The sequence below is a fragment of the Burkholderia sp. WSM2232 genome (genome assembly GCF_000472545.1).
GTDB lineage: Bacteria > Pseudomonadota > Gammaproteobacteria > Burkholderiales > Burkholderiaceae > Paraburkholderia.
The window spans coordinates 87,851-100,119 of record NZ_AWZV01000022.1 but is presented as its reverse complement, the minus strand read 5'-3'; the positions used below and the strand labels follow the sequence as shown (position 1 = coordinate 100,119).

General features: G+C 64.6%; 7 protein-coding genes. 2 read left to right on the top strand and 5 right to left on the bottom strand.

Translation table 11 applies throughout. The features are described from left to right. Positions 1-3: 3 nt before the first annotated feature. The gene (locus tag F757_RS0120645) at positions 4-345 is read right to left on the bottom strand and encodes an FKBP-type peptidyl-prolyl cis-trans isomerase (RefSeq protein WP_006047612.1); all 342 of its coding nucleotides are present in this window, start codon (positions 343-345) and stop codon (positions 4-6) included. Between the two features lie 184 nt (positions 346-529). Between F757_RS0120645 and F757_RS0120640 the strand changes: the two genes are divergently transcribed. Both F757_RS0120640 and F757_RS0120635 read left to right on the top strand, forming a co-directional pair. Beyond that, positions 530-1,333, top strand: a complete 804-nt coding sequence (locus F757_RS0120640; protein WP_027213053.1) for a sensor histidine kinase — start codon at positions 530-532, stop codon at positions 1,331-1,333. Between the two features lie 91 nt (positions 1,334-1,424). Then, the gene (locus tag F757_RS0120635) at positions 1,425-2,768 is read left to right on the top strand and encodes a hemolysin family protein (RefSeq protein ID WP_027213052.1); all 1,344 of its coding nucleotides are present in this window, start codon (positions 1,425-1,427) and stop codon (positions 2,766-2,768) included. Between the two features lie 115 nt (positions 2,769-2,883). Here the strand turns inward: F757_RS0120635 and treY are convergent, their stop codons facing one another. The 4 genes from treY to glgX form a co-directional block, all read right to left on the bottom strand. Next, on the bottom strand, positions 2,884-5,739 hold the full coding sequence (gene treY, locus F757_RS0120630; RefSeq protein ID WP_027213051.1) for a malto-oligosyltrehalose synthase: 2,856 nt from the start codon (positions 5,737-5,739) through the stop codon (positions 2,884-2,886). Then, a complete protein-coding gene (malQ, locus tag F757_RS0120625) occupies positions 5,736-7,946 on the bottom strand; it encodes a 4-alpha-glucanotransferase (protein ID WP_027213050.1) in 2,211 nt (736 codons plus the stop codon). Before malQ ends, treY begins: the two co-directional genes overlap by 4 nt. Beyond that, positions 7,943-9,874, bottom strand: a complete 1,932-nt coding sequence (treZ, locus tag F757_RS0120620; RefSeq protein WP_027213049.1) for a malto-oligosyltrehalose trehalohydrolase — start codon at positions 9,872-9,874, stop codon at positions 7,943-7,945. Before treZ ends, malQ begins: the two co-directional genes overlap by 4 nt. A gap of 66 nt (positions 9,875-9,940) precedes the next feature. Further along, a complete protein-coding gene (gene glgX, locus F757_RS0120615; RefSeq protein WP_027213048.1) occupies positions 9,941-12,160 on the bottom strand; it encodes a glycogen debranching protein GlgX in 2,220 nt (739 codons plus the stop codon). Between the last annotated feature and the right edge of the window lie 109 nt (positions 12,161-12,269).

Here is a 12,269-nt window from a genome sequence, read left to right as displayed (position 1 = left end):
GCTTCAGACGTCGAGCAATTCGACTTCGAAAACGAGCGTTGCATTCGGCGGAATCACGCCGCCCGCGCCACGCACGCCGTAGCCGAGTTGCGGCGGAATGGTGAGCTTGCGCGTGCCGCCAACCTTCATGCCTTGCACGCCTTCGTCCCAGCCCTTGATGACCATGCCGCCGCCCAGCACGAACGCGAACGGGTCGTTGCGGTCCTTGCTCGAGTCGAACTTCTGGCCGTCGGTCAGCCAGCCGGTGTAGTGCACGCTGACGGTCTTGCCGGCAACCGCTTCGGCGCCCGTTCCTTCAACAATATCTTCGTACTTCAAGCCGGATTCGGTAGTCACAGTGGACATGTGTCGCTCCTCGGTTCATAACGTAAAACCGACATTGTAGGCGCGTTGCAGCAGGGCGGTCGAAGAATGCGGCGTGGCACGGGGATTGCGACCTCCGTTAGCCATCTGGCCAGGCTGGTGGCGCCCGTTGGCATGCCTATAATGGGACTTTCCCAATCATCATGCATTGCCTGAGAGGTCGATCGTGACAACGTCTTCAACCGGAACAGCCGGGGCGCAAACGGCGGGTTCCGGGTTCGTCGTATCCGAACGCACCGCGCATCTGCGGGCCGAATCCGCGCTTTTTATGCGCGACCACGTGCTTTCTCTGGTGTCGCACGACCTGCGCGGTCCGTTGAACGCTATCCATAGCTGGGCGTATGTGCTCGAGCGCAAGCTTGACCCGAACGATCCGAATTCGCAGCGCGCGGTCACGGGCATTCGCAATGGCGTGGATCAACAGGTGAAGCTGCTCGGGACGATCGTCGACGCCACGCGCGCCGAGACCAAGTCGCTTGCGCTTAACTATGCGCCGTTCCCGCTGCATCCCCTGCTCGATGAAACCGTTGACGAAGTGCGTTCGGCGCTCGCGCGTACACGCGGCGTCGAACTCGTGATCAACTCTCAACTTGCCACCGAGCAACTGAATGGCGACCGCGAGCGTCTGGCGGCGGCACTGTGGGTCATGCTGACTTTTGCCGTCGAATCGAGCGCGCAGGGCGCGACTGTCACGCTTGAATCGCGTGCGGACGCAACCAGTTGGCATGCCGCGGTTACATACCAAACGAGCGCCGCGCTGGTCGATGCTTCGTTGCCTCATGTGCTCGAAGCGTTCGCGCGCAAGCAGGCTCGCGAACCGCGTGAAGCGAATCGCATTGCATGGGTGCTCGCGCTGTGCAAGCGCGTAGCGGAAGCGCATGGCGGCGGCTTCGAACAACACGACGCGACTGAGAGTGCGCCGGCCACACTTTCGCTGCGTGTTCCGTTGAGCGCTCCGCCGGCCCGATAAGCGCTGATGCGGACGAGGTGCCGTCCGCAATTAACTTTTCGATCACCTTTCGCCCTCTATACTGACAACTTTTGTTGCCGGAGCCTCCGCTTTGATCCAGGTTGTCGCCCTTATCGGCGCATTGCTACTCGTCGCCCTGAACGGTTTTTTTGTTGCCGCCGAATTCGGCCTCGTCAAACTACGGCAGACGCGCGTGCAAAGCCTCGCCCAAAGACACGGATTGCAGGGGCGCCTGCTCGCCAAGGTACATGGGCGCCTGGACGCCTATCTGTCTGCGTGTCAGCTCGGTATTACGCTCGCCTCGCTCGGCCTCGGCTGGATCGGCGAGCCTGCTTTTGCGGACCTGCTCACGCCGCTTTTCAGCCTGGCGGGCGTGCAGTCCGAGCAATTGATTCACGGCATTTCGCTGTTCTTCGCGTTTTCGTGTATCTCGTTTCTGCATATCGTGGTGGGCGAACTCGCGCCAAAGTCGCTCGCCATTCGCCAGGCGGAGAAGATCTCCCTGTGGACCGCCATGCCGCTGTACGGCTTTTATTGGGCGATGTATCCAGCTATCTGGTTGCTCAACACCAGCGCGAACGCGGTTCTCAAGCTCGCCGGACTGCACGCGGAGCACGCGCACGACTCGCACTATTCAACCGACGAGCTGAAGCTCATTCTGCGCAGCCGCCGTACCAATGTGGTTTCAGAGCGCGGCGCGCCCGAAGACGCGTATAGCCAGGACGAGTGGAACACCATCGCGCATTCGCTGGATTTTTCGCGCATGACTGTGTCGGATCTGATGCGCCCCGCGTATGAAATGGTCGGCTTGAGGCTCGATTTGCCGTTGCGCGAAAACATGCAGATGGTGGCGCGGCATCGCTTCAGCCGTTATCCGCTCTTTGAAGATGCATCCGGCGAGCGCGTTGCGGGCATGATCCACTTGAAGGACCTGCTGCTCGCGCGGCATGCAGGCAGTACGCTCGACGATCTCTCGCATTACGCGCGACCCGTTCAGTACGTCAAGCCTGACATGCCGGCGCTCGAACTGTTCCGGCGGTTTCGCAAGGGCGCGCCGCATTTCGCATTGGTGGGGCACAAGAATGCGAAGCCCATCGGTTTTCTTACGCTCGACAATCTGCTGGGTGCGCTAGTCGGCCAGATTCACGACGAATTCCGTCAGGGCGACGCCGACTGGACGCGCATGGACGACGGCACCCTGATCGGCAAGGGCAGCTTGCCGGTGGTGTCGCTGGAACGGGCATTGGGTATCGACATCGACGAGGGCAAGGCAGAGTCCGTCGGCGGCCTTGTGATCCAGGCCCTCAACGATTTGCCTGCCGAAGGGCAGCGCGTGGAATTCGACCGTTTCGACGTCGTCGTGAAAAAGATGAAGGGTCCGCGCATTGTCCTCGTGCGCGTGTACCCGAAAGTTTTCGACGACGAAGGTGGCTAGCCCCTTCCTCGCGCCGGAACGCTCCCCCACGCTTACCAACGCGGCATGCCGCGCCGAACGCGCCGAACCCGCCTTCCTGCCTGCTGCGCCAGGCGGCTCACCGTTCAGTGTGCCGTCAACTGCGCGGCACGCCGTCTTCCACCAGCACTGCAATCGGCATGGCCGCGAGAGCGTCTCGCAAATACAGCCAGCCGTTTTCATCGACCTTCGGCGCGGCCGGACTCAGCCAGTCGAACAACGCACGCGAGGACAGATCCGCCGGCATCTCGACGGCGGTGTCTTGCCACGCTTCGGGCGCGACCATCGGCAGATCGCCCTGATCGCCGAGCAGGCCAGCCGCGAGCCGGCTCGCCACGACGACGGCCCACGCGTTGCCGTGCCGCCGCGCGAACGCAATCACGTTCGAAGCATGCGCGCCGCGTACCGTGAGCGGCAGATAAGTGCCCTGGCAAAGCAACTCCGGCAAATGCGCCCGTAGCGCGAGCACGCGCTGCACGACCGCAAGCTTCACGCGTCCGTCGCGCCACGTTGGCAAAAATTCAGATGGCGGGGTTTGCGCAAGCAACGCGGCGCGCTGCTCGAAGTCGACCGGCCTGCGGTTGTCCGGATCGACGAGACTGAAGTCCCACAGCTCGGTGCCTTGATAAAGATCTGGAATGCCAGGCGATGCGAGCCGCAACACAGTCTGCTGCAGGCTATTGAGCGCGCCCGCGCGCGCAATGCGTGCGACAAACGCGGCAAGTTCCCGGAGAAAGCCGTCGCGCCGCTGCGGCGCGAGAATGTCGAACAGAAAGTCGCGACAGCCCGCTTCGTAGGCTTCGTCGGGCGTGAACCAGTTGGTTTGCAGCTTCGCCTCGCGCAGTGCCTTCAACTGCCATTGCGCGACGCGTTCGGCCAATGCCTTCACGCCTGCTTCGTCGTCCGGCTGAAGCTCGGGCGGCCAGCAACCCACCAGCGTCTGATACAGCATCGCTTCGGCCGCAGGGCCGGGCGCCCAGTCGTAGCTCGTGTCCTGGCCCACGCTGCTGATTGGTTTGCCGTCGAGCGAACGGCGCTGCGGCGCGTTCAACGTGGACCACGCGCGCAAGGTCGCGCCCCACTCGTGCGGAATTTCGCTCAGCACCGCCAGCCGTGCGCGCACGTCTTCACCGCGTTTGTGATCGTGTGTCGCGGTGCTCAGCATGGCGTGCGGAAAGCGCTGCGAGCGCTCGACGTTGCCCGCATGAAACTGTTCGACCGACAACGCGAATTCGCCCGGATCGGCGCCCACTTCGTTGCGCGACAAGAGCCGGCCGTAGCGATAACACGCGGTGTCCTCGACAGCCTTGGCGGCAACCGGCGCGGTCAATTGCGAGAAGAGCGTTTGCGCAGTGCGCCGCGCCGAACCTGCGTGGTTCGGCGGCGCGCCGTTCTGCCCTTGCTGCGGCTGAGCGTGGCGCGCGGCAGGCGAGTCTTCCGCGCTCGCGCCAAGCCATGTGTTCACGCGTTCGAGCACACCGTGATCGGCGCGCGAAAGCGTGGCGCGTGCACCGGCCAGCGCCTGTTCAAAGTACACGTTGTCCGCGGCGCTGCGCAGGCCGTTTTGCGGATAGATGCGGTACACGGGAAAATGCACCACCAGTTCGGTCAGCACGCGTCGCAAGCTGGTGAAGGTGTAATCGCGCGTGGCCAGCGAGTCGCGCGCGATGCGATGCAGCGCCCGCGCCGCGCGGTCCAGCTCCGCGGAGAGATTCTCCGCGACGATCTTGCGCCGCGCGGCCAGTGCTTCGTCTGCGAAATCCGGACTGCGGCCCGTCAGTTCGGCCCATGCCTGCGCAAGCGGCTCGGCGCCCGCCGGGTCATGCAGCAGCGCGCCCACGTCGTTCATGAAGTCGTAGCCCGTGGTGCCGTCCACCGGCCAGTCGTCGCGCAGCGGTTCGCCGCGTCCGAGAATTTTCTCGACGATCACGTACGGCGTCGTCTCACGCAATTCGGTGAGGCGTTGCCGCAGCCGCTGACAGTACTCGCGCGGCTCCGCGAGGCCATCGACGTGATCGATCCGCAGCCCGTCGATCACGCCTTCCTGGTACAGACGGAATATCAGTGCATGCGTGGCCTCGAACACTTCGGGCCGCTCCGCGCGCACCGCGGCGAGCGTCGATATGTCGAAGAAGCGCCGCCAGTTGACTTCGTCTGCGGCAGTGCGCCACCAGGCGAGCCGGAAGTGCTGGCGTTCGAGCAGCCGATGCAGACGGTCGCGCGTGAGCGGATCGCCCGGCGCATAGCTTTGCAGCACGAACTCAATGGCCGAGGTGCCGTTTTGCGCGACGAACTCGCGCAGCATTTCGCGGCTTTCGGCGGCGCGCGGCTGGTCCGGAGGCTGTGTCGTCAATCCCTGGAAGCGTTCCGCGAGCGCGCTGAGATCGGCACGGTCGGCGCTATTGAGGATCGACGCGTAATCGACCGGGCAAACCGGAAACACGTGTGGCCCGTAGCCGACATAAAAGCGGCCGCTGTCCGCTGCGAAATGCAATGCAATGCGGCCCGAGACGAGTTCGTCGCCATACGGCGCGCCGAGGGTTGGCAGCAGCACCTTGCCGCGTAAGGCGGGATCAGGCGAATGCCAGTCCACGTCGAAGTGGCGCGCATAGGCGCTATGGCGTCCCCATTCGAGAATGTCGAGCCACCACGCATTGCTGGAGCCGCCTACGCCCATGTGGTTCGGCACCATGTCGACGATCAGCCCCATGCCATGCGCGTGCAGCTTTTCGACGAGGCGCTTCAAGCCCGCCTCGCCGCCGCATTCGGCGCTGACCTGGGTGTAGTCGACGGTGTCGTAGCCGTGCATCGAGCCGGGCTCCGCGGTCGTGATGGGCGACGCGTACACGTGGCTGATGCCGAGCGCGGCAAAGTAGTCGACGTGCTTCGCGGCATCGTCGAAAGTAAAGCCCCGGTGAAACTGGAGCCGAAGAGTGGAGCGCGGGACGGTCATGGCGTATCAGGCTCCGAAGCAGGATTGGCTGAAGGAGTGGAAACGGTTGCGGCGCTGCGCGCTCGGTCAACGGCGAGTAGCCGGTCGCAGAAGGTGTCGTCGAGAAACATTTCGTCGATGGGCAGGTTCATGCGGCGGCGCCAGTTCGGATGCTCGTCGATAGAGCCGGGCAGGTTCGGCTGGTCGCGCTGCGCGAGCAGATCTTCGAGCGGAAACGTGACAAGCGGTCCGGGCGTCGCCGCGACGAACGCGAGCGCTTCGTCCACCGGCGGGTTGTCGGTGGGCGGCGCCTCGACTTCCGGCGCAGCCACGCCGGCTTGCTGGAACGCCTGCCATAGCTCGGCGCGGTCGCTCGCACGTTCTTCCTGCGCAGCTTCTTCCGGATCGCGGCCGTCGGGCCGGGCCATCGTCTGGCCGATCCGGTTGCGCCACGTGATGTCGCTGCCCGCCCACCAGCCGGCAACGGTCGGCAGATCGTGCGTCGTGGTCGTGCCGACCGCATTGCGGTCCCATGCCTGGGGCGGCTTGAAGCCGGTGCCGTCCTCGCCGCGCTCGAACCACAGCACGCGGATGCCGGCAATGCCATGCTCGTCGAGCCGCTCGCGAAAGCCGGGCGGCACCGTGCCGAGATCCTCGCCGATCACAATCGCGCGATGCCGCCACGATTCGAGCGCGATGAGCCGCAACAGGTCTTCGAGCGGATAGCGCAGATACGCGCCGTTGCTCGCGCTTTCGCCTTCCGGCACGAGCCACAGGCGCCGCAAGCCGAGAATGTGATCGATGCGGATGCCGCCCGCATGCGCGAACGCGGCGCGCAACATGTCGATGAACGCGGAGAACCCTTGCGTGCGCATTGCGCGCGGCGAGAACGTGGTGAGGCCCCAGCTTTGTCCCGCCTGGTTGAAGAGGTCGGGCGGCGCGCCGACGGACACGCCCTGCAGCATGTCGTCGCGATAGGACCATGCATGACTGCCGGCGCTGTCGCATCCCACCGCGAGGTCGGCGATCAGACCCACGGCCATGCCCGCTTCGCGCGCCGCATGCTGCGCATGCGACAGACCTTTCGCGGCAAGCCATTGCAGAAAGAGATGAAACTCGACCTCGTGGCGATGTGCTTGCGCGAACGCCTCCACCTCGGGGCTGCGCGGATCGCGCAATGCTTCCGGCCAGTTGCGCCAATGACCATTGCCGCCTTGCGCGAGTTGCGCGGCTTGCAGCGCTTCGAAACGCGCATGATCTTCCAGGGCGCGCCCCGCGCGTTCGCAGAAGCCGTGAAATTCCAGCGCGCGCGGGGTGTCTTCCGTGCCCTCGCGGGCGCGCTCATGCGTGCAGAAATTTTCAAATAGCGCGCGTAAGACTTTCAGTTTGAGCACGACGGCCTGCGGCCAGTCGATCAGTGGCAAGCCTTCCAGTTCGGACCATGCATCCACGGCGTCGGCGGACTGCATCGCGGCGCGCGCGGCCGCTTCTCCGAACACGGCAGCCGGGTCGATATGCGTGACGTTCAGCCATAAGCGCGAAGACGGCGAATAGGGACTGAAGCGGTTCGGCTCCGCGCTGAACATGGCATGGGTCGGACTGACGGCGAGCGCATGCGCGCCGCGCTTCGCGCTTTCCGCCGCGATTCGTGTGAGCGCCGAATAATCGCCAATGCCGCCATCGCCCACCCGGCGCAAGCCATAAAGCTGCGCGGCCACGCCCCACAACGGCGGAGCCACGGCACGCTCGTCGTCGTGAAGGTTGCGCCACGCGTCGGCCACGGTGTAGCAGCGCGGCGGCGCAACCGCGAGCGTCACGCGCTGCTCGTGAATCACGAGCGTGTGATAGCCGGGCTCGTCGATGGGCGCGAGCAACGCCTCCTCGCCTTTGGGCGCGGTAAAGCGTCCGTCGATGATCGAGCCGCTTTCCAGCTCGATCCGGTAATGGCTGCCGGACTTCAGCGCCGCGGCGGGCAGCGCAATGCCGCGCCCGACCTGAGCGGTCATCAGCGGCGGCAGCTTGCGGCCGGACAGTTCCGCGTCGAGCGCGGCCGCACTTTGACGGATTTGCGTGGCGTTACCGCATGGCAGGCCCATCCGTTCGAGCAGAATCGCGAGCGTTTTCTCGGGCACGCGATGCACCTTGCGATGCGCGTCTTCCCACTCCACCTCGAAACCGGCGCGTGTTGCCAGCGTGGCGATCGTGTCGCCGGAACGTCGGGTACTCACGAGCGGCGCTCCTCTTTGCCGACAATGCGTGCGTCATGACCGGTCGCGTAGTCGTTGATGTCGCCGGTCAGCCATGCGACGAACGCATGCGCCGGCAGCACCTTCGCGTCGATCTGCTCGCGCACGCGCGGCGGCGTTTCGAAAATGACCTTGCCGGCGGGCACGTCGTTAAACGGCACATTGTCCTTCGACAGATTGAGCGCGAGCGACAGCGTCTCGCCATCGCCCAGCTTCCAGCGCGCGACGAGCGCATTTGCGTCCGCGCCGTTCGCGTCGGTCAGCACCGTTGCGTTCAGCGCCTTGCCGTGTTTCAGACGCGGTGTGATCAGTTTTGCGCGCACCGTCAGCGCGGATTTGTAGAAATGCATCCAGTCGAGCCGCTCCCTGGTTTCGTCGTCATCTTGTGAAGCGGACGCCGCGGCCGTCACCGGGGCGGGCGGCGACGAAGCGGCGAAGGTCTTCTCGTCGTTCGGATCGGGAATCTGCGCGCGCCGCTTTTCGTCGCTGAACGAGGAGAACCGGGCGAACTCGCGGCGGCGTCCTTCGCGCACGGCGTCGGCGAGATCGCCGGTGTAGTCGGTGAAAAACAGGAACGGCTGCGTCGAGCCGTATTCCTCGTCCATGAACAGCAGCGGAATTTGCGGTGACAGCAGCAGCAAGCCGGTGGCCGCGCGCAACGCTTCGTCCGAAGTCAGCTTGCGCAGACGCTCGCCGAATGCGCGGTTGCCGATCTGATCGTGGTTCTGCAGAAACATCACGAACGAGGTAGGCGGCAAATGCCCGCTCGGTTCGCCGCGCGGCGCGCCGTCGTGCAGCGGCGACGGATCGCCCTGGTAAGCAAAGCCCTCGGAAAGCACGCGGGCGAGACGGCGGATCGGCTGGTCCTCATAGGCGTGGTAATAGCCTTCGGTTTCGCCCGTGAGCAGCACGTGCAGCGTGTTGTGCGCGTCGTCGTTCCATTGTGCGTCGAAGTGATGCCCGAGCAGGCTTGCGCTGTTGTGCTCGTTTTCCAGCACGAGATGCACATGGCGGCCATGTTGCACATTGGCGCGAATATGGTCGGCCAGCTCGCGCAGCCACGCATGGTTGTCGATGGCGTGCACGGCGTCGAAGCGCAGACCGTCTATCCGGTATTCGTTGATCCAGTAGACGGCGTTGTCCATGAAGAAGTCGCTGACTTCACTGCGCTCAAAGTCGATGGCGGGGCCCCACGGCGTATGCGTGCCCTCGCGGAAAAACGAACGCGCGTATTCGTGCAGGTAGTTGCCGTCCGGGCCAAAGTGGTTGTAGACCACGTCGAGAAATACCATCAGGCCGAGGCCGTGCGCCGCGTCGACCAGAGCCTTGAGATCTTCGGGCCGGCCGTACGCGGAATCGGGCGCGTACGGCAGCACGCCGTCATAGCCCCAATTGTGCCGGCCGGGAAAATCGTTCAACGGCATTAGTTCGATGGCGGTCACGCCGAGCGCCACCAGCGCCGGCAAGCGCTCCTGCACGCCCCGATAGCCGCCCATCGCGCCCACGTGCAGTTCGTACAGCACGGTTTCTTCCCAGGGCCGGCCGTGCCAGTCGGCATGTTCCCAACAATACGCGCGCGGGTCGACGACTTCGCTCGGGCCATGCACGTCTTGCGGCTGAAAGCGCGACGCGGGATCGGGCACCGCGTTGCCGTCGTCGAGACGAAAGCGGTACAGCGTGCCCGCACCGCTCGCGATGCACGTCTCGAACCAGCCGTTGCCCGCCGGCGTCATGTCGTGCGAGCCTTGCGCGGTGCCATTCTCGATTTCCACCTGCACGCTCTTACACGACGGCGCCCAGAAACGGAAACGCGTGCGCGGATTGGCGCCCTGGGGCCCCAGCAATTGCGCGCCGAACGGCAGGCAATGCGCGAAATGACGCGCGTTAGGATCGATCTGATGTTCGGACATGACTCTTCACCATTCGGTTTTTGCTGCCGGGCCGCTCACACGCCGTTTGCGCATGAACGCCGCGACCTACGCAGCCGGCGACGCGTCGCTCGCCGGCGGATGCTCGCCCGGCTCCGGTGGCAACGCCGTCAGGAGCCGTGACCCGTGCCGCGCGCCGGCCTTCCAGCCCGCTTGCCAGTCGGCCTCGCCGACCGGTTGCGCGGCGAGTATCACGAGGCCATGCGCGGCTACTTCCAGGTCCGTCGCGGCGAGCCGGTGCGGCGCGCTTGCGGTATCGGCAGTGTCTAACAGCACGTGCCATTCCAGGTGCGGCGCGGGGGCTGTGAAACGCAGCGTTTCCGCGCTCGCGTTGAGCATCATCAACAATACTTCCGTTTCGCCGTTCACACCCGGCCCCGCGCGACGCAACGTGAACGCGCGGCCCTCGGGGTCCTCCCACGCTTCGATTGTCAACGGATCGCCGTTTTCGTCGAACCAGCCTATGTCGAAAAGGCCCGGTAATACTTCACGGTCGCCAAACAGAAACCGCGTTTCGCGCAGCAGCGGATGCCGTTTGCGCAGGGCCGCCACCCGCGCCACGAAGTCTGTCATGTCGCGGCCGTCCGGAGATTCGGCTCTTTCCCAGTCGAGCCACGATATTTCGTTATCCTGGCAGTACGCATTGTTGTTGCCGTTTTGCGTGCGCAACGATTCGTCGCCGGCGAGCATCATCGGTGTGCCGAGCGCGATGAACAGCGTCGCGATCATCGAGCGCGCCACGCGTTGGCGCGTTTCAAGGATCGCGGCGTCGTCGGTCGGTCCTTCGACGCCCCAGTTGCTGCTGCAGTTTTCGTTGTGGCCGTCGTGGTTGCCTTCCCGATTCGCCTCGTTGTGTTTGTGCTCGTAGGCGGTAATGTCGGCGAGCGTAAAACCGTCATGCGAGGCGACGAAATTGATCGACGCCCACGGCTTGCGAAAGCGCCGGTTGAACAGGTCGGCGGAACCGGTCAGGCGCGCGGCGAGGTCGGGGCGCAGGCCCGCGTCGCCGCGCCAGAACCGCCGCACGGTATCGCGGAAGCGGTCGTTCCATTCGCCAAAACCCGGTGGATGATTGCCAAGCTGATAGCCCCCCGGACCAATGTCCCACGGCTCCGAAATCAGCTTGCGTTGCGAGAGGATCGGGTCCTGGCGAACCGCGTCGAAAAAACCTGAGCCTGGATCGAAGCCATGAGGCTCGCGTCCGAGCGTCACGCCCAGATCAAAACGGAAGCCGTCTATGTTGAAAGCGGTCGACCAGTAGCGCAGCGAATCCATGACCATTTGCAGCACGCGAGGATGCAGCAGGTTCACCGTATTGCCGCAGCCGGTGTCGTTGATGTGATGCCGCTCGTCGCCGGGAATCAGGCGGTAATAGCTCGCGTTGTCCAGGCCGCGCCACGAGACGGTCGGGCCCATTTCGTTGCCTTCGCAAGTGTGGTTGTAGACCACGTCCAGAATCACTTCTATGCCGGCCGCGTGCAACTGGCGCACGGCAATGCGCATTTCGTCGAGCCGGTGCGTGCTCAGATACGACGGCTCCGGCGCGAAGAACGCCGCGGTGTTGTAGCCCCAGTAATTGCGCAGGCCGCGTTCCACGAGAAAGCGGTCGTTGAGAAACGCGTGCACCGGCAGCAGTTCGACGGCGGTCACCCCGAGCCTCAGCAGGTGCTCGATAAATTCCGGCGAAGCCAGCGCGGCAAACGTACCGCGTTCATGCTGGCGCAGATCGTTGCGCAGCATCGAGGCGCCGCGCACATGCGTTTCGTAGATGACGGTTTCGCCCCACGGCACGTTCGGGCGCTTGTCGTGCGACCAGTCGAATGCTTCGTCGATCACGACGCACTTCGGCATGGCAGGCGCGGAATCGCGCCGGTCGATGGAAAGGTCCGCGCGATTCGAATGCACGCGGTAGCCGAACAACGCATCGGACCAGCGGAAGTGCCCGACGAGCTTGCGCGCGTACGGGTCCAGCAGCAGTTTGTGCGGATTGAAGCGATGCCCCTGCTGAGGCTGATACGGACCGTGTGCGCGAAAGCCGTAAGCGGTGCCCGGATGTGCGTTCGGCAAATAGCCGTGCCAGACCTCGTCGGTGCATTCGGGCAGCGGGTAGCGTTTGATCTCCTTGCGGCCCGTGGGGTCGAACAGGCATAGCTCGATTTTCTGCGCATTCGCGGAGAACACCGCAAAGTTGACACCAAGGCCGTCCCAACTGGCGCCAAGCGGATAGGGCGAGCCGGGCAGAAGCCGGTCCGGCATTGCATGCGACATGGTTCCCCTTCCTTGTTCTGTTCTGGTGAAGCGGCTAATGCCTGCTCATGCGACGAGCGCGCGGCCCCGTGATGCGGGCCGCGCGCTCGTTTCCGGCGCAGGCGTCAGT

Excerpts from the sequence above, each read along its gene's own strand:
- F757_RS0120645 (WP_006047612.1), bottom strand. The coding sequence starts at position 345 with ATGTCCACTGTGACTACCGAATCCGGCTTGAAGTACGAAGATATTGTT.
- treY (WP_027213051.1), bottom strand. The coding sequence starts at position 5,739 with ATGACCGTCCCGCGCTCCACTCTTCGGCTCCAGTTTCACCGGGGCTTT.
- treZ (WP_027213049.1), bottom strand. The coding sequence starts at position 9,874 with ATGTCCGAACATCAGATCGATCCTAACGCGCGTCATTTCGCGCATTGC.
- glgX (WP_027213048.1), bottom strand. The coding sequence starts at position 12,160 with ATGTCGCATGCAATGCCGGACCGGCTTCTGCCCGGCTCGCCCTATCCG.